At 62.6% G+C, this 18,798-nt stretch carries 13 protein-coding genes, 1 tRNA gene and 1 pseudogene; all 15 read right to left on the bottom strand.

From position 1 onward, the window contains the following. A partial coding sequence (locus AB4120_RS27420; RefSeq protein ID WP_441643095.1) for a GTP-binding protein occupies window positions 1-147 on the bottom strand: 147 nt, incomplete at its 3' end. Window positions 148-224: 77 nt separating this feature from the next. Next, complete coding sequence (gene fusA, locus AB4120_RS27415) at window positions 225-2,333, bottom strand: elongation factor G (RefSeq protein ID WP_144200319.1); 2,109 nt, start codon at window positions 2,331-2,333, stop codon at window positions 225-227. Window positions 2,334-2,451: 118 nt separating this feature from the next. Then, complete coding sequence (gene rpsG, locus AB4120_RS27410) at window positions 2,452-2,922, bottom strand: 30S ribosomal protein S7 (protein ID WP_092301786.1); 471 nt, start codon at window positions 2,920-2,922, stop codon at window positions 2,452-2,454. Window positions 2,923-3,145: 223 nt separating this feature from the next. Further along, window positions 3,146-3,523, bottom strand: coding sequence for a 30S ribosomal protein S12 (gene rpsL / locus AB4120_RS27405; protein ID WP_010810460.1), 378 nt, complete (start codon window positions 3,521-3,523; stop codon window positions 3,146-3,148). 334 nt (window positions 3,524-3,857) lie between these two features. Further along, on the bottom strand, window positions 3,858-5,711 hold the full coding sequence (gene recQ, locus AB4120_RS27400; protein WP_149137203.1) for a DNA helicase RecQ: 1,854 nt from the start codon (window positions 5,709-5,711) through the stop codon (window positions 3,858-3,860). 174 nt (window positions 5,712-5,885) lie between these two features. After that, entirely contained in the window at window positions 5,886-10,127 is a 4,242-nt protein-coding gene (rpoC, locus tag AB4120_RS27395) for a DNA-directed RNA polymerase subunit beta' (protein ID WP_144200267.1), read from the bottom strand. 127 nt (window positions 10,128-10,254) lie between these two features. Next, window positions 10,255-14,361 (bottom strand): DNA-directed RNA polymerase subunit beta, encoded by a 4,107-nt coding sequence (gene rpoB, locus AB4120_RS27390; RefSeq protein WP_144200265.1) that lies wholly within the window; start codon window positions 14,359-14,361, stop codon window positions 10,255-10,257. A 434-nt stretch (window positions 14,362-14,795) separates the two neighbouring features. Beyond that, window positions 14,796-15,170 carry a 50S ribosomal protein L7/L12 gene (gene rplL / locus AB4120_RS27385; protein WP_092301713.1) on the bottom strand — a complete coding sequence of 125 codons (375 nt, stop codon included), beginning with the start codon at window positions 15,168-15,170 and terminating at the stop codon, window positions 14,796-14,798. A 69-nt stretch (window positions 15,171-15,239) separates the two neighbouring features. Beyond that, window positions 15,240-15,761: a 50S ribosomal protein L10 gene (gene rplJ / locus AB4120_RS27380; protein ID WP_144200263.1), complete on the bottom strand. Its 522-nt coding sequence runs from the start codon at window positions 15,759-15,761 to the stop codon at window positions 15,240-15,242. Between the two features lie 405 nt (window positions 15,762-16,166). Continuing rightward, window positions 16,167-16,862: a 50S ribosomal protein L1 gene (gene rplA, locus AB4120_RS27375; RefSeq protein WP_149137202.1), complete on the bottom strand. Its 696-nt coding sequence runs from the start codon at window positions 16,860-16,862 to the stop codon at window positions 16,167-16,169. Then, a complete protein-coding gene (gene rplK, locus AB4120_RS27370; RefSeq protein ID WP_144200261.1) occupies window positions 16,863-17,294 on the bottom strand; it encodes a 50S ribosomal protein L11 in 432 nt (143 codons plus the stop codon). Window positions 17,295-17,459: 165 nt separating this feature from the next. Further along, the gene (gene nusG, locus AB4120_RS27365; protein ID WP_017511590.1) at window positions 17,460-18,041 is read right to left on the bottom strand and encodes a transcription termination/antitermination protein NusG; all 582 of its coding nucleotides are present in this window, start codon (window positions 18,039-18,041) and stop codon (window positions 17,460-17,462) included. A gap of 10 nt (window positions 18,042-18,051) precedes the next feature. After that, a complete protein-coding gene (gene secE / locus AB4120_RS27360; RefSeq protein WP_144200259.1) occupies window positions 18,052-18,432 on the bottom strand; it encodes a preprotein translocase subunit SecE in 381 nt (126 codons plus the stop codon). A gap of 59 nt (window positions 18,433-18,491) precedes the next feature. Next, window positions 18,492-18,567 (bottom strand) — tRNA-Trp (locus AB4120_RS27355). An 85-nt stretch (window positions 18,568-18,652) separates the two neighbouring features. Continuing rightward, window positions 18,653-18,798: pseudogene (gene tuf / locus AB4120_RS27350) on the bottom strand (elongation factor Tu); the annotation flags it as partial.

Here is an 18,798-nt window from a genome sequence, read left to right as displayed (position 1 = left end):
TTCGTCGTACTTCTTGGCTGCGCCGCCAAACTTCGCAGCCAGCACCGTGGCGATTGCTGCCGTCAGCGTCGTCTTGCCGTGGTCAACGTGACCAATCGTACCTACGTTCACGTGCGGCTTGGTCCGCTCGAACTTTTCCTTTGCCATTTTTCAGCTCCTAATGGAATGCAGTCTTGTTGTTTCATCGCGCCGCCGCACCGGCAGGCGCGGCGGCAAACTTCCAATTACTTGCCCTTGGCCGTGATCACGGCTTCGGCGATGTTCTTGGGTGCCTCGGCGTAATGCTTGAATTCCATGGTGTACGTGGCGCGGCCTTGCGTGGCCGAGCGCAGCGACGTGGAATAACCGAACATTTCCGACAGCGGGACTTCGGCCTTGATGATCTTGCCGCCACCCACCATGTCGTCCATGCCCTGCACGATGCCGCGGCGGGACGACAAGTCGCCCATCACCGTACCCGTGTAGTCTTCCGGCGTTTCCACTTCCACGGCCATCATCGGCTCGAGCAGAACCGGGCTGGCCTTGCGCATGGCTTCCTTGAAAGCCATCGAACCGGCCATGCGGAACGCGTTTTCGTTCGAGTCCACATCGTGGTACGAACCAAACGTCAGCGTGACCTTCACGTCCACCACCGGGAAGCCAGCCAGAATACCGGCCGACAGCGTGTCGACGATACCCTTTTCAACCGCCGGGATGTATTCGCGAGGAATCACACCACCCTTGATGGCGTCGATGAACTCGAAGCCCTTGCCCGGCTCTTGCGGTTCCAGCGTGATCACAGCGTGACCGTACTGGCCGCGGCCGCCCGACTGCTTGACGAACTTGCCTTCGACGTCTTCGGCCTTCTTGCGAATGGTTTCGCGGTAGGCCACCTGCGGCGCGCCGATGTTGGCTTCCACGCCGAATTCGCGCTTCATGCGGTCGACCAGAATTTCGAGGTGGAGCTCGCCCATGCCCGAAATGATGGTCTGACCCGATTCTTCATCGGTACGCACGCGGAACGACGGATCTTCAGCGGCCAGGCGGTTCAGGGCGATGCCCATCTTTTCCTGGTCAGCCTTGGTCTTCGGCTCAACAGCCTGCGAGATCACCGGCTCCGGGAACACCATGCGCTCGAGCACGATCGGGGCAGCAGGATCGCACAGCGTATCGCCCGTGGTGGCGTCCTTCAGGCCCACCGCAGCGGCGATGTCGCCGGCCAGCACTTCCTTGATTTCTTCGCGCTGGTTGGCGTGCATCTGCAGAATACGGCCCAGACGCTCCTTCTTCTGCTTCACCGGGTTGTACACGGTGTCGCCCGAATTGATCTTGCCCGAGTACACGCGGAAGAAGATCAGCTGGCCAACGAACGGGTCGGTCATGATCTTGAACGCCAGCGCCGAGAACTTCTCGCTGTCGTCAGCCTTGCGCTCGAGCTTCTTTTCGTCGTCGCGCTCGTCCACGCCCGTAACCGGCGGAATATCCACCGGCGACGGCAGGAAGTCGATCACGGCGTCGAGCATACGCTGCACGCCCTTGTTCTTGAACGCGGTGCCGCACAGCATCGGCTGGATTTCACAGGCGATGGTACGGTCACGCAGCGCCTTGACGATCTCGGCACGGGTCAGCTCTTCGCCACCCAGGTACTTTTCCATCAGCTCTTCGCTGGCTTCGGCGGCGGACTCGACCATCTTCTCGCGCCATTCTTCAGCGGTGGCTTGCAGTTCGGCCGGGATGTCCTGGTACTCGAACTTCACGCCCTGGCTGGCTTCGTCCCAAATGATCGCCTTCATTTCCAGCAGATCGACGACGCCCTGGAAGCCGTCTTCAGCGCCGATCGGCACCACGACGGGCACCGGGTTGGCCTTCAGGCGGTTCTTCAGCTGGTCGTAGACCTTGAAGAAGTTGGCGCCGGTACGGTCCATCTTGTTCACGAAGGCCAGACGCGGCACGCCGTACTTGTTGGCCTGGCGCCACACGGTTTCCGACTGGGGCTGCACGCCACCCACTGCGCAGTAGACCATGCAGGCACCGTCCAGCACGCGCATGGAGCGCTCCACCTCGATGGTGAAGTCCACGTGGCCCGGGGTGTCGATGATGTTGAAGCGATGCTCGGGATAGTTCCCGGCCATGCCCTTCCAGAAGGCGGTGGTGGCAGCGGAGGTGATCGTGATGCCACGCTCCTGCTCCTGCTCCATCCAGTCCATGGTGGCCGCGCCATCGTGCACTTCACCGATCTTGTGGTTCACACCGGTGTAGAACAGGATCCGCTCGGTCGTGGTGGTTTTACCCGCGTCAATGTGAGCCGAAATACCGATATTGCGGTAGCGCTCAATGGGAGTCTTACGAGCCACTTTAATCCTCTATTCGTCCGTGAGGCGCCGGCATCTCATCGCCCGCGCCCCTAACACAAACGGGCGAGATGTGTAGCAACACAGCCCGCCCGGCAACCAACAACGTGTCTCGCTCGCTTTAGAAGCGGAAGTGCGAGAACGCCTTGTTGGCTTCGGCCATGCGGTGCACTTCGTCGCGCTTCTTCATCGCGCCGCCACGGCCTTCCGATGCTTCCAGCAGCTCACCTGCCAGGCGCAGCGCCATCGACTTCTCGCTGCGTTTCTTCGCGGCCTCGCGCAGCCAACGCATCGCCAATGCCAAACGACGCGACGGACGGACTTCGACCGGAACCTGATAGTTGGCGCCGCCCACGCGACGGCTCTTCACTTCCACCACCGGCTTCACGTTGTTGATGGCAACGGAAAACACTTCGATGGGGGCCTTGCCTGCCTTCTTTTCGATCTGGTCGAACGCGCCGTACACAATGCGTTCGGCAACCGACTTCTTGCCGTCCAGCATCAGCACGTTCATGAACTTGGCAACTTCAACGTTGCCGAACTTCGGATCAGGCAGAACTTCCCGCTTGGGGACTTCACGACGACGTGGCATCTTCTTTCCTTTAGATTCAGTTGAGAGCGCGTCACTTATCGCGGCTCTCCGGCCACCAACTAGCTTGCCTGCATGGCAAATTCGCCGGGTGACCACTTACTCGACGGCACGGCGCATAACTCTCCGTTGTACCGCCGCCTGGTGACAGCACCATGACTCGCGCCACAGGCCATCTTCTTGTTGCTGCTGCGGGCAATCGCTTGCCCAGGTGCCCTGAAAACGATCAGGCAGCCTTCGGACGCTTCGCGCCGTACTTCGAACGAGCTTGCTTGCGGTCCTTCACGCCTTGCAAGTCGAGCGAGCCACGGACGATGTGGTAACGCACACCCGGCAGATCCTTCACACGGCCGCCGCGGATCAGCACGACCGAGTGTTCCTGCAGGTTGTGGCCTTCACCGCCGATGTACGAGATGACCTCGAAACCGTTGGTCAGGCGCACCTTGGCGACCTTACGCAGTGCCGAGTTCGGCTTCTTCGGCGTCGTGGTGTACACACGGGTGCACACGCCGCGACGCTGCGGGCAGTTCTCAAGCGCAGGGCTCTTGCTCTTGACGACTTCAGAGACACGCGGCTTGCGAACCAGTTGGTTGATAGTTGGCATTGTTCAATCCAGCTTGGTTTTACAAAAACACCCCTCCGCCGGCTCCATATCAATGAACTCGGCCTGAGGGGCAACTACGGGTTTCGGACGGGAATGGAGAGCGGGCGCTCAAAAGGAAGGGCTGTGAAGTGACAGACTTGCCAAAGAGCGCGAGCTCGCCCGGATCCCGCTTGGCTATCCTGCCGGGCTGCGCCGCAAGGATCACTCCACGGGCACGCGTCCGACGGACGAGCGAAATCCAAAGCCAAAAACTCGAATCTGGCATCCTAGCAGGGGTGTTGACAATGGTCAAGCGGTATACCCGCCCTGTATACGCCTGGGGCGGGCGCCCCGGTCAGACTCGGACCGCGCGCAGTGTCTCGAGGATTTCCTCGCCGTAGCGTTCGAGCTTCGATGCACCGATACCGGGCACTTCGGCCAGTTCGTCGAGCGATTCGGGCGCGCTGCGCGCCAGTTCGGCCAGGGTTGCGTCGTGGAAAATGACGTAGGCCGGCACGCCGTGCTCGCGCGCCGCGGCCGTGCGCCAGCGGCGCAGCGCTTCCCAATGCGCGAGCGCGTCGGGATCCATCGTGGCAGTGTGGTCGGTACGCGTGCCCCGCACGGCACGGTCGCCGGACTTGGCCGGCTTGCTGACCTGCCGGCGCAGCGTAATGGGCTGCTCGCCCTTGAGCACCGCCCGGGCCGATTCGCCCAGCAGCAGCGCGCCATGGCCACCGTGGTCGATCACCAGCAGCCCGTGGGCGATCAACTGGCGGAAGATCGCGTGCCACTCCGACACCGAACGGTCCTTGCCGATGCCGAAGGTCGAGATCTTGTCATGGCCCCACTGCCGGATCTTCTCGTTGGCGTTGCCGCGCAGGATGTCGATCAGATGGGTCGCGCCGAAGTGGACGCGGCTTGCCTGGGCCGTGCGATAGACGCAGGACAGGGCCATCTGGGCCTCGCGCGTGCCGTCCCAGGTCGCCGGCGGCTCAAGACAAGTGTCGCAATTGCCACACGGCTCGGCATTTTCGTCGAAGTACGCCAGTATGCGCACGCGCCGGCAACCCGCCGTCTCGCACAAACCTAGCAGGGCGTCGAGCTTGGAGGACGACACGCGCTTGTGGGCGTCGTCCGCCTCGGACTCATCGATCATTCGCTTCTGCTGCACCACGTCGCCCAGGCCGTAGGCCATCCAGGCGTTGGCGGGCAGGCCATCGCGGCCGGCGCGGCCGGTTTCCTGGTAATAGCCTTCCATGCTCTTGGGCAGGTCCAGGTGGGCGACGAACCGGACGTCCGGCTTGTCGATACCCATGCCGAAGGCAATCGTCGCCACCATCACGATGCCCTCTTCCTCGCGGAAGCGCGCCTGGTGATGCTGCCGCACCTGGGCATCCATGCCGGCGTGATACCCCAGCGCCTGGATGCCGTGGCCGGCCAGCCAGGCGGCGGTGTCCTCGACCTTCTTGCGCGACAGGCAATACACGATGCCGCTGTCGTGCCCGCCGTCGCCGTTCATGTGCTCGGCCTTGATAAAGGCGAGCAGCTGGTTGCGCGCGTTGTCCTTCTCGACGATGCGATAGCGGATGTTCGGCCGGTCGAAGCTGGAGATGAACACGCGCGCATCGTCCAGCGCCAGCCGCTCGACGATCTCGTCGCGCGTGAGCGTGTCGGCCGTGGCGGTGAGCGCAATACGCGGCACCTGCGGGAACCGCTCGTGCAGCACCGACAGCTGGATGTACTCGGGCCGGAAGTCGTGGCCCCATTGCGACACGCAGTGCGCCTCGTCGATCGCGAACAGCCCGACGCGGGTGCGTTCGAGCAGGTCGAGGAAGCGCGGCGTCATCAGCCGTTCGGGCGCCACATAGAGGATTTCCAGCCGCCCCGCGAGCAGATCGCGCTCCACGGCGGAGGCCTCGCTGCTGGTCAGCGTGGAATTGAGCACCGCGGCGCGCACGCCGGCCTCGGTCAGCGCCGCCACCTGATCCTGCATCAGCGCAATCAGCGGCGAGACGACGATACCGACACCCTGCCCCGCCTGCTGGCGCAGCAGCGCCGGAATCTGGTAGCAGAGCGACTTCCCGCCGCCCGTGGGCATGAGCACCAGGCAATCGCCGCCCTCGGCCACATGGTCGATGATCTCTGCCTGCCGGCCGCGAAAGGCGTGGTAGCCGAAGACTTCTTTGAGGATCGCCAGTGCGCGCGACATGGACAGCGGAATTCGGGAAAGCCGTAACCTTACCACTAAGCCCCGCCAATTCCGGCCCGCTTCTAGTCAATGTCGCAAGAATGGAGCAATCGGACGGGATTCCGGAAACGGCAGACGAAAAAAAACCCGGCTCGAAAGCCGGGTTTTTCACTTCCAGTACAGCAACGATCGTGATCAGACCGCGTCGCTGTCGCCCTCGGTCGCCTGCACCACGGGCGGCTCGATGAAGAGCGATTGCTCTTCGTCCGAGATCGCCTGGGCGCGTTCGCGCTCGGCCGCCTCGCGTGCCTTGCGGGCACGGTGGTAGGCCAGGCCGGTACCGGCGGGGATCAGACGACCCACGATCACGTTTTCCTTCAGACCACGCAGGTCGTCGGTCTTGCCCATGATCGCGGCCTCGGTCAGCACGCGCGTCGTTTCCTGGAACGATGCCGCCGAGATGAAGCTGTCCGTGGACAGCGACGCCTTCGTGATACCCAGCAGCAGGTTCTCGTGCGTGGCCGGACGCTTGCCATCGGCAATCATGCGGTCGTTCTCGTCCAGCAGTTCCGAACGCTCCACCTGCTCACCCGGGATGAAGCGGGTGTCGCCCACGTCCTGGATCTGCACGCGGCGCAGCATCTGACGAACAATCACTTCGATGTGCTTGTCGTTGATCTTCACGCCCTGCAGACGGTACACGTCCTGCACTTCGTCCACGATGTAGTGCGCCAGTTCCTCGATGCCCTTCAGGCGCAGGATGTCGTGCGGGTCCGCCGGACCTTCCACGATCATTTCGCCCTTGTTCACCACCTGGCCATCGTGCACCAGCACCTGCTTTTCCTTGGCGATCAGGAACTCGTGGGCGTTGCCGTCCAGGTCCGTGATAACCAGGCGCTGCTTGCCCTTGGTGTCCTTGCCGAACGACGTGGTACCGGTGACTTCCGCCAGCACGGCGGCGTCCTTCGGCGAACGCGCTTCGAACAGCTCGGCCACACGCGGCAGACCACCGGTAATGTCGCGGGTCTTCTGCGATTCGGTCGGGATACGTGCGAGCACTTCACCCACGTGCACCTGCTGGCCGTCCTTCACGGTAATCAGCGCGCCAACCTGGAAGCCGATGGTCACGGAGTGGTCCGTGCCCGGAATCTTGACTTCCTGGCCGTTCGCGTCGAGCAGCTTCACCTGCGGGCGCAGGCCCTTGGTGGCAGCCGTACGGCGCTTGGCATCGATCACCACGAGGGTCGACAGGCCGGTGACTTCGTCCATCTGCTTGGCGACGGTCACGCCCTCTTCGACGTTCTCGAACTTCGTCATGCCGGTGTATTCCGACACGATCGGGCGCGTCAGCGCGTCCCACGTGGCCAGCTGCGTGCCAGCCTTGATGGCCTGGCCGTCCTGCACCAGCAGCGTGGCGCCGTACGGGATCTTGTGGCGCTCGCGCTCGCGGCCGTGGTCGTCCGTGATCAGCGTCTCGCCCGAACGCGAGATCACGATCAGTTCGCCCTTGGCGTTCGTCACGTAGCGCATGGTCGCCGTGAAGCGGACCGTACCGGTCGCCTTGGCTTCCACGCTCGAGGCCACTGCCGCACGCGATGCCGCACCACCGATGTGGAACGTCCGCATGGTCAGCTGCGTACCCGGCTCACCGATCGACTGCGCGGCAATCACGCCCACCGCTTCGCCGGAGTTCACCAGCACGCCGCGGCCCAGGTCGCGGCCGTAGCACTTGCCGCACAGGCCGTAACGCGTGTCGCACGACAGCGGGGTGCGGACCTTGACTTCGTCCACGCCGAGGTTGTCGATCAGGTCGACCAGGTCTTCGTCCAGCAGCGTGCCGGTCTCGATCGCCGTTTCCTGCGTTTCCGGGTTCACCACGTCAGCCACGGTCACGCGGCCGAGGATACGGTCGCGCAGTGCTTCGATCACTTCACCGCCTTCGACCAGGGCCTTCATGGCCACGCCGTTGGTGGTGCCGCAATCGTCTTCCACCACGACCAGATCCTGCGTCACGTCGACCAGACGACGGGTCAGGTAACCCGAGTTCGCGGTCTTCAGTGCCGTATCGGCCAGGCCCTTACGCGCACCGTGGGTCGAGATGAAGTACTGCAGAACGTTCAGGCCTTCACGGAAGTTCGCCGTAATCGGCGTTTCAATGATCGAGCCATCCGGCTTGGCCATCAGGCCACGCATGCCCGCCAGCTGGCGGATCTGCGCTGCGGAACCCCGCGCGCCCGAGTCGGCCATCATGTAGATGGAGTTGAACGATTCCTGCTTGACCGTGTTGCCTTCGCGGTCGACCACGTCTTCGTGCTGGAGCTGCTCCATCATCGCCTTGCCCACCTGGTCGCCGGCGGCGCCCCAGATGTCCACGACGTTGTTGTAACGCTCCTGGTCCGTCACCAGACCCGACATGTACTGCTTGTCGTATTCCTTCACCTTGGCAGCTGCGTCGGAGATGATCTTCTCCTTCTGCGGCGGCACCAGCATGTCGTCTATGGCGATCGAGATACCGGCGCGCGTGGCCAGGCGGAAGCCCGACTGCAGCAGCTTGTCGGCGAAGATCACGGTCTCGCGCAGACCGCACTTGCGGAACGCGGTGTTGATCAGGCGCGAGATTTCCTTCTTCTTCAGCGGCTTGTTCAGCACCGAGAACGGCAGGCCCTTCGGCAGGATCTCGGACAGGATCGCGCGGCCGACCGTGGTGGCCTGCAGCGTGATCTTGGGCGCGAAGCGGGCATCGCCCACGGCGTCCTTGTCGACGAGCACGTACTCGGTGATCCGCACATTCACGCGCGAAGCGAGTTCGACTTCCTTGTTCTCGTAGGCGCGGATGACTTCGCTGATGTCAGCGAACGTCATGCCTTCACCCTTGCCGTTGATCTTGTCGCGGGTCGTGTAGTACAGACCCAGCACCACGTCTTGCGACGGTACGATCGACGGATCGCCGTTGGCCGGGAACAGCACGTTGTTGGAGGCCAGCATCAGCGTGCGGGCTTCCATCTGCGCTTCCAGCGACAGCGGCACGTGAACAGCCATCTGGTCACCGTCGAAGTCGGCGTTGAATGCCGCGCAGACCAGCGGGTGCAGCTGGATGGCCTTGCCTTCGATCAGCACCGGCTCGAACGCCTGGATACCCAGGCGGTGCAGCGTCGGCGCACGGTTCAGCATCACCGGGTGCTCGCGGATCACCTCTTCGAGGATGTCCCACACCACCGGCGTCTGGCTTTCCACTTCCTTCTTCGCCGCCTTGATCGTGGTGGCGATGCCCATCGTTTCCAGCTTGTGGAAGATGAACGGCTTGAACAGCTCGAGCGCCATCAGCTTGGGCAGGCCGCACTGGTGCAGCTTCAGCGTCGGGCCCACCACGATGACCGAACGGCCCGAGTAGTCCACGCGCTTGCCCAGCAGGTTCTGACGGAAACGGCCGCCCTTGCCCTTGATCATCTCGGCCAGGGACTTCAGCGGACGCTTGTTGGCGCCGGTCATCGCCTTGCCGCGACGGCCGTTGTCCAGCAGCGAATCCACCGCTTCCTGCAGCATGCGCTTTTCGTTGCGCACGATGATCTCGGGCGCCTTCAGCTCCAGCAGGCGCTTCAGGCGGTTGTTACGGTTGATGACGCGACGATACAGGTCGTTCAGGTCCGACGTGGCGAAACGGCCGCCATCCAGCGGCACCAGCGGACGCAGTTCCGGCGGCAGCACCGGCAGCACTTCCAGGATCATCCACTCGGGCTTGATGCCCGAACGCTGGAACGCCTCGAGCACCTTCAGGCGCTTGGCGAACTTCTTGATCTTGGCTTCGGAACCGGTGGCTTGCAGCTCGGCGCGGATCTGTTCGATCTGCTTCTCGATGTCGATGCCGCGCAGCAGTTCACGGATGCCTTCGGCGCCCATCATGGCGACGAATTCACCCTCGCCGTACTCATCGCACTTCGCGATGTAGTCGTCCTCGGACATGATCTGGCTCTTCTTGAGCGGGGTCATGCCCGGTTCCAGCACCACGAATGCCTCGAAATACAGCACGCGCTCGATGTCGCGCAGCGTCATGTCCAGGACCATGCCCAGACGCGACGGCAGCGACTTCAGGAACCAGATGTGCGCGGTCGGCGCAGCCAGTTCGATGTGGCCCATGCGCTCGCGGCGCACCTTGGCCAGCGTGACTTCCACGCCGCACTTCTCGCAGATCACGCCACGATGCTTCAGGCGCTTGTACTTGCCGCACAGGCACTCGTAGTCCTTGATCGGGCCAAAGATCTTGGCGCAGAACAGGCCATCGCGTTCCGGCTTGAACGTCCGGTAGTTGATCGTTTCCGGCTTCTTCACTTCACCGTACGACCACGAACGGATCTTCTCGGGCGAGGCGAGGCCGATCTTGATCGCGTCGAACTGCTCTTCCTGCTGAACCTGCTTAAAGAGATCGAGCAATGCTTTCATTGCAACTCCTTGTTTCGCCGCGGCACCGAAGTCTGTTCGGGGCCACGGCATTCATCCTGTGGGAAACCTGCTCTTCCGGGTCTACCGGACCGGCGCCCGCCGCAGCGGGACGCCGTCATCGCGCCGATCAGTAACGATCGAGATCGATGTCGATACCCAGCGAGCGGATTTCCTTCACCAGCACGTTGAACGATTCCGGCATGCCGGCGTCGATCGAGTGCTCGCCCTTGACGATGTTTTCGTACACCTTGGTACGGCCGTTCACGTCATCGGACTTGACCGTCAGCATTTCCTGCAGCACGTACGACGCGCCGTAGGCTTCCAGTGCCCACACTTCCATCTCACCGAAACGCTGGCCACCGAACTGGGCCTTACCGCCCAGCGGCTGCTGCGTCACGAGCGAGTACGGACCCGTCGAGCGCGCATGCATCTTGTCATCGACCAAGTGGTGCAGCTTCAGCATGTGCATCACACCCAGCGTGACCGGACGCTCGAACGCTTCGCCGGTGCGGCCGTCGTACAGCGTGACCTGCTGCTTCGACGGGGTCAGGCCCTTCTCCTTGGCGATCTCGTCCGGGTAGGCCAGGTCCAGCATGCGGCGGATTTCATCCTCATGCGCACCATCGAACACCGGCGTTGCGAACGGCACGCCCTTCTTCAGGTTCGTGGCCAGCTCCAGCACTTCGGCGTCGGTCAGGCTGTCCAGGTCTTCCGGCTTGCCGCTCTCGTTGTAGACCTGGGCCAGCAGCTTGCGCAGCTCCTGTGCCTTGGTCTGCGCCTTGAGCATGTCGCCGATGCGCTGGCCCAGACCGCGCGCGGCCCAGCCCAGGTGGGTTTCCAGAATCTGGCCCACGTTCATCCGCGACGGCACGCCCAGCGGGTTCAGCACGATGTCGGCCGGGGTACCGTCCGCCATGTACGGCATGTCTTCGATCGGCACGATCTTCGACACCACACCCTTGTTACCGTGACGGCCTGCCATCTTGTCGCCAGGCTGCAGGCGACGCTTCACGGCCAGGTACACCTTGACCATCTTGATCACGCCCGGCGGCAGTTCGTCGCCCTGCGTGAGCTTCTTGCGCTTCTCTTCGAAGGCCAGGTCGAACTCGTGACGCTTCTGCTCGATGGCTTCCTTCACTGCCTCGAGCTGGGCGGCAACTTCCTCGTCGGCCGGACGGATGTCGAACCAGTGGTACTTGTCTAGGTCGGCCAGGTACTCGCGGGTCAGCTTCGCACCCTTCGCCAGCTTCTTCGGACCGCCGTTGACGGTCTTGTCGAGCAACAGGCGCTCCAGACGCTGGAATGCATCGCCTTCCACAATACGCAGCTGGTCGTTCAGGTCCAGGCGGTAGCGCTTCAGTTCGTCGTCGATGATCGACTGGGCACGCTTGTCGCGCGTCACGCCTTCGCGGGTGAAGACCTGGACGTCGATCACGATGCCGCTCATGCCCGACGGCACGCGCAGCGAGGTGTCCTTCACGTCCGAAGCCTTCTCGCCGAAGATGGCGCGCAGCAGCTTCTCTTCCGGGGTCAGCTGGGTCTCGCCCTTCGGCGTGACCTTGCCCACCAGCACGTCGCCAGCCTCGACTTCGGCACCGATGTAGGTGATGCCGGACTCGTCCAGACGCGCGAGTTGCGCTTCGGCGAGGTTCGAGATGTCACGCGTGATTTCTTCCGGTCCCAGCTTGGTGTCACGGGCCACGACCGACAGTTCCTCGATGTGGATCGAGGTGTAGCGGTCTTCGGCCACCACGCGTTCGGAGATCAGGATCGAATCTTCGAAGTTGTAGCCGTTCCACGGCATGAACGCCACCAGCATGTTCTGGCCCAGTGCCAGCTCGCCCAGGTCGGTCGAGGCGCCGTCGGCGATCACGTCGTTACGCGCGACGATATCGCCAACCTTCACCATCGGACGCTGGTTGATGTTGGTGTTCTGGTTGGAACGCGTGTACTTGATCAGGTTGTAGATGTCCACGCCGACTTCGCCAGCAACGGCTTCTTCGTCGTTCACGCGGATCACGATACGCATCGCGTCGACGTAGTCCACCACGCCGCCACGCATGGCCTGCACGGCGGTACCCGAGTCAACGGCCACGGTACGTTCGATGCCGGTACCCACGAGCGGCTTGTCCGGACGCAGGCAAGGCACGGCCTGACGCTGCATGTTCGCGCCCATCAGTGCACGGTTCGCGTCATCGTGTTCCAGGAACGGCACCAGCGAGGCAGCGGCCGACACGATCTGCGACGGCGCCACGTCGATGTACTGCACGCGGTCCGGGGTCACCATGCGCGTTTCGCGCTCGGAGCCTTCGCGGGCCGATACCAGTTCATCGATCAGGTTGCCATCGGCATCCACGGTCGCGTTGGCCTGGGCCACCACGTACTTGCCTTCCTCGATGGCGGACAGGTAGTCCACCTGGTCGGTCAGCTTGCTGTCCACCACCTTGCGGTACGGCGTTTCCAGGAAGCCGTATTCGTTCAGGCGGGCGTACAGTGCCAGCGAGTTGATCAGGCCGATGTTCGGGCCTTCCGGCGTTTCGATCGGGCACACGCGGCCATAGTGGGTCGGGTGCACGTCACGAACTTCAAAGCCGGCGCGCTCGCGCGTCAGACCACCCGGGCCCAGTGCGGAGACACGGCGCTTGTGGGTGATTTCCGAGAGCGGGTTGGTCTGGTCCATGAACTGCGACAGCTGCGACGAACCGAAGAACTCGCGAATCGCCGACGAAATCGGCTTCGAGTTGATCAGGTCGTGCGGCATCAGGTTCTCGGTCTCGGCCTGGCCCAGACGTTCCTTGACGGCACGCTCCACGCGCGACAGACCGGCGCGGAACTGGTTTTCGGCCAGTTCGCCCACGCAACGCACGCGACGATTGCCCAGGTGATCGATGTCATCGACCTCGCCCTTGCCGTTACGCAGGTTCACCAGGATCTTGATCGTCTCGAGGATGTCCTCGTCCTGCAGCACCATGCTGCCCTCGCCGCTCGGGCGCGACAGACGGCTGTTGACCTTCATGCGGCCAACGCGCGACAGATCGTACGACTCTTCGCTGTAGAACAGGCGCTGGAACAGCGCTTCCACGGCTTCCTCGGTGGGCGGCTCGCCCGGGCGCATCATGCGGTAGATCGCGATACGCGCGGCGGTCTGGTCGGCGGTCTCGTCCACGCGCAGCGTCTGCGACATGTACGGGCCCTGGTCCAGGTCGTTCGTGTACAGCGTCTGGATCTGCTTGACGCCCGCTTCGCGCAGGTTTTCCAGCAGCGTCTCGGTCAGCTCGTCGTTGGCGTTGGCAATCACCTCGCCCGTGTCCGGGTCGATGATGTTCTTGGCCAGCACGCGGCCGAGCAGGTAGTCTTCCGGCACGCTGATCAGCTTGGTGCCGGCGGAGTCCAGGTCACGGATGTGCTTGGCGTTGATCCGCTTGTCCTTCTCCACGACCACGCGGCCGTTCTTGTCGGCGATGTCGAAACGCGCCACTTCGCCACGCAGGCGCTCGGGCACGAATTCGAGCTGCGCGCCTTCCGCCTGCAGCGTGAAGTTGTCGAACACGAAGAAGTGCGCCAGGATTTGCTCGGGCGTCAGGCCGATCGACTTCAGCAGGATCGTCACCGGCATCTTGCGGCGGCGGTCCACACGGAAGTACAGGATGTCCTTCGGATCGAATTCGAAGTCCAGCCACGACCCACGGTACGGAATAATCCGTGCCGAGAACAGCAGCTTGCCCGAGCTGTGCGTCTTGCCCTTGTCGTGCTCGAAGAACACGCCCGGCGAACGGTGCAGCTGGCTAACGATGACACGCTCGGTGCCGTTAATCACGAAAGAACCGGTCGACGTCATGAGCGGAATTTCGCCCATGTAGACTTCCTGCTCCTTCACTTCCTTGACCTTGCCCGGGTTCTCGCGATCGTTGATGATCAGGCGAACCTTGGCACGCAGCGCCGAGTGGAACGTCAGGCCACGCTGCTGGCACTCCTTGACGTCGAACGGCGGGTTGGACAGGTGATACGAGACAAACTCCATACGGGCGAGCCCGTTATGGGAGGAGATTGGGAAAATCGCGCTGAAAGCGGCCTGCAGACCCTCGGTTTTGCGACGCGCGGTCGGCGTTTCCGCTTGCAAGAACTGGGTGTAGGATTCAATCTGGGTGGCAAGCAGGAATGGAACCTGATGAACCGTCGCGCGCTTCGCAAAGGATTTGCGAATGCGCTTCTTTTCGGTGAAGCTGTACGCCATGGGATCTCCGAATCATCGCAGGGCAGGCTGGACCTGGCCGGCACCTGAGGTGTTCAGCGACTGGGAGGGGATTTGGCGGTTGGCCGCTACCAACCTCTGGCTGACGGTGTCCGCACGCTGCGGGCGGTGTGGTCATTGCACGGCGCAATGCCTGTACTCGCCCGGGGGACACCCGACCAAACTTGTCTTCTGCAGTCGGTTCAGAAGACAAACATCAGCAACCACTTAGTGTGCCACTGATGTTTGGCTTCTGCTGAGGCAGCGAATGATTTCGCGCGTCAAGCAGCCTATACATCACTTTATTTGCGCCCTGGCCGATACTTCGATCCGCCGGGTGTCCAATCAAACACACCCACAGAAGCGCAAAAAGGCTGGCGCCGGGATTTCCCTTTGCCAGCCCCATCCGCGTGCCACGAGGGCACGCGCGGTACCACTTACTTGACGTCGACCTTTGCGCCTGCGTCTTCCAGCTTCTTCTTGGCGTCGGCAGCAGCAGCCTTGTCCACGCCTTCCTTGACAGCCTTCGGAGCGCCATCAACCAGATCCTTGGCTTCCTTCAGGCCCAGGCCGGTGATTTCGCGAACAGCCTTAATCACGCCGACCTTGTTGGCGCCAACTTCGGCCAGGATCACGTTGAATTCGGTCTGCTCTTCAGCAGCGGCAGCACCGCCAGCGCCCGGGGCAGCAGCCACGGCCATAGCAGCGGCGGACACGCCAAACTTTTCTTCGAACGCCTTGACCAGGTCGTTCAGTTCCATCACGGACATCGAGCCTACGGCTTCGAGGATGTCGTCTTTAGTGATTGCCATTTGGAATACTCCTACTAGATGTGATTCGGTATCGGTAATGCGATCTGTCTTTGCGAGGCCTGCGACAGCTTAAGCAGCAGGGGCTTCCGCTTCCGCGGGAGCACCTTCGCTCTTCTTGGCAGCCAGGGCGGCCAGCAGACGGGCGAAGCCCGACACCGGTGCCTGCATGACGCCAAGCAGCTGAGCAATCAGTTCTTCGCGGCCCGGGATCGAAGCCAGCGCCTTGACGGCAGCAGCATCGAGCACCTTGCCGTCGTACGACCCGGCGCGCAGGACCAGCTTGTCGTTGGTCTTGGCAAAGTCGTTCAGAACCTTGGCCGAGGCCACTGCATCTTCGGAAATCCCGTAGATCAGCGGACCGGTCATTTGCTCTGCGAGGCCAGCAAACGGCGTACCTTCGACGGCGCGGCGAGCCAGCGTGTTCTTCAGAACGCGCAGGTACACGCCTTGCTGACGAGCGTTGGCACGCAGCTTGGTCAGATCGCCAACCGCAATGCCGCGATATTCGGCAACGACGATGGTCTGGGCCTTGGCGACTTGCGCCGAAACCTCAGCAACGACGGCCTTCTTATCTTCAATATTGAGTGGCACGGTTAAGCTCCAAAACGATGCGGTGCGCGGGAAATCTCCTCTGCAATCGCATCAGTCCAAACGAACGGCGTCCGATTGGCCCGAATCACCCGGGACAGGCCCAGATTCTTCAATCCCTTCGGGTGCGCCATCTGCGCTGGCGGGACGGCTGCCATCGGGCGATGCCCGCATGTGCCGACCGATTAAGTCCACGCTGCCTGTTGCTGCGGCATGAACACCAGCGGTCTTTGATAACCAGCGGTACCTGCCGCCGCGCTACGTTGCCGCTGCGCGTTGGCGGGCACCACTGCCCAAAGCCTTGCTCCGTCGCCTTTAGGCGCCGAAACCGACCCCGGCGATGCCGGGATCCTTCATTCCTGCCCTGGCCGGCGTTATCGGGAACCGGTCAGGTGAGTGCCGTCTGGCTTAGGCCGACAGCGAGGTCTGTTCGACGCGAACGCCAACGCCCATGGTGGACGACACGGCGATCTTGCGCAGGTACACACCCTTGCTGGTGGCCGGCTTGGCCTTGACCAGCGCGTCCAGCAGCGCGGACAGGTTGCTCTTCAGCGCGTTGTCTTCGAACGAACGACGACCGATGGTGGCGTGGATGATACCGGCCTTGTCGACACGGAATTGCACCTGACCGGCCTTGGCGTTCTTCACAGCCTGGGCCACGTCCGGCGTCACGGTGCCAACCTTCGGGTTCGGCATCAGGCCGCGCGGGCCGAGGATCTGGCCCAGCGTACCGACGATACGCATCGTGTCCGGCGAAGCGATCACGACGTCGAAATTCAGGTTACCGGCCTTCACTTGCTCGGCCAGGTCTTCCATGCCGACGATGTCAGCGCCAGCAGCCTTGGCGGCCTCGGCCTTTTCGCCCTGGGCGAACACGGCCACACGCACCGACTTGCCGGTACCGGCGGGCAGCACCACGGAGCCACGCACGACCTGGTCCGACTTCTTGGCGTCGATGCCCAGTTGCACGGCCACGTCGATCGACTCGTCGAACTTCGCCGAAGCGCAGCTCTTCACCAGGCCCAGGGCCTCGTCGATCGGGTAGAACTTGGTACGCTCGATCTTCGCCTTGTTGGCGGCGACGCGCTTGGAAACCTTAGCCATTTACAGACCCTCCACGGTGATGCCCATCGAGCGAGCCGAACCGGCGATGGTACGCACGGCGGCGTCCAGATCGGCGGCGGTCAGGTCAGCGTTCTTGGCCTTGGCGATGTCTTCAGCCTGGGCGCGGGTGATCTTGCCAACCTTGTCGGTGTGGGGCTTCGGCGAACCCTTGGTGATGCCGGCTGCCTTCTTGATCAGCACGGTCGCGGGCGGCGACTTCATCACGAAGGTGAAGCTCTTGTCGGCGAAGGCGGTGATCACCACCGGCACCGGCAGACCAGGTTCCATGCCCTGGGTCTGCGCGTTGAACGCCTTGCAGAACTCCATGATGTTCAGACCACGCTGACCCAGTGCGGGACCAACGGGCGGGGAGGGATTTGCCTTACCAGCCGGAATTTGCAGCTTGATAAAGCCAATAATCTTCTTGGCCATTTCTACTCCAATCCAGATCCGGATTCCTTGGGAAAACGGATCCTGTTGAGTCGTAACGCGCTATCGCCATGCCTGTCGGCACAACCTCACGCTCCTCTTCGGGCAGGCCTTTCGGCCTGCCCTCTCTGTCCGCCCCGGCACTCGCGCGCCGTGACGGCCAAATCCTTAAACTTTCTCGACCTGGCCGAACTCGAGCTCGACCGGCGTTGCGCGACCGAAGATCGTGACCGAGACGCGCAGGCGCGACTTCTCGTAATTCACTTCCTCGACGTTGCCGTTGAAGTCGGTGAACGGGCCGTCCTTGACGCGCACCATTTCGCCCACTTCGAACAGCGTCTTGGGACGCGGCTTCTCGACCCCTTCCTGCATCTGGGTCATGATCTTGTCAACTTCGCGCTGCGAAATCGGGCTCGGGCGGTTACGCGCGCCACCCACGAAGCCGGTGACCTTGCTGGTGTTCTTCACCAGGTGCCACGTCTCGTCGGTCATTTCCATTTCCACGAGCACGTAGCCCGGGAAGAAACGGCGCTCGGTCACGGACTTGTGACCACCCTTGATTTCCACTACTTCCTCGGAGGGCACCAGAATGCGACCGAACTTGTCCTGCATCTCGGCGCGCTCGATGCGCTCCTGCAGCGCGCGCTGCACGCTCTTTTCCATGCCGGAGTAGGCGTGCACCACATACCAGCGCTTCTTCGACGAAGGCGATTCGGCTGCCGTGGTTTCCTGCTGAGCGTTATCCGTCATGTGCTACCTCTTATTTCCAGCCCAGCACGAGGGAGAAAATCACCCACTCGATGAGCTTGTCGGCCGACCACAGGAACAACGCCATGATCACTACAAAGGCAAACACGAGCCCGGTCATCTGACCGGCTTCCTTGCGCGTCGGCCAGACGACCTTTTTGACTTCCCGATACGATTCCTTGGCGAACCCCACGAAATCCTTGCCGGGGGCGGACACGAGCGCCACGACGACGCCCAGTGCGAGGCCGGCGAACAGCGCCGCGCCACGCACGTACGACGGCTGCTGCGCGAGTACGTAGAAGCCGATCACTCCCGCAACCACCAGGAGCGCCGCGACGACGAGCAGCCATTTGCCGCTCGAGGCGCCTACGGTTTCGACATTGGGATTGGCCATGTTTCGCAAACGAGACTAAGCCGCGTCACGATTCATTCTCGCGACGCGGCTGATTGATTTGGCAGGGGCAGAGGGAATCGAACCCCCAACCTTCGGTTTTGGAGACCGACGCTCTGCCAGTTGAGCTATACCCCTAAAACAACTTCGGGGTCGACGATTCCGCCAACCCCTCTGGCAGACGAACGCGGCCGGTTGGTGCCGCGCTCGCCAGTATTACTGCTTAGTCGAGGATCTTTGCCACGACGCCGGCGCCGACGGTACGGCCGCCTTCACGGATAGCGAAGCGCAGACCTTCTTCCATGGCGATCGGGGCGATCAGCTTGACGGTGATCGACACGTTGTCGCCCGGCATAACCATTTCCTTGT

It is taken from the genome of Cupriavidus sp. 2KB_3, from assembly GCF_052115685.1.
GTDB lineage: Bacteria > Pseudomonadota > Gammaproteobacteria > Burkholderiales > Burkholderiaceae > Cupriavidus > Cupriavidus campinensis.
The sequence above is the reverse complement of the archived record's forward strand: the minus strand, read 5'-3'. Positions and strand labels throughout refer to the sequence as shown.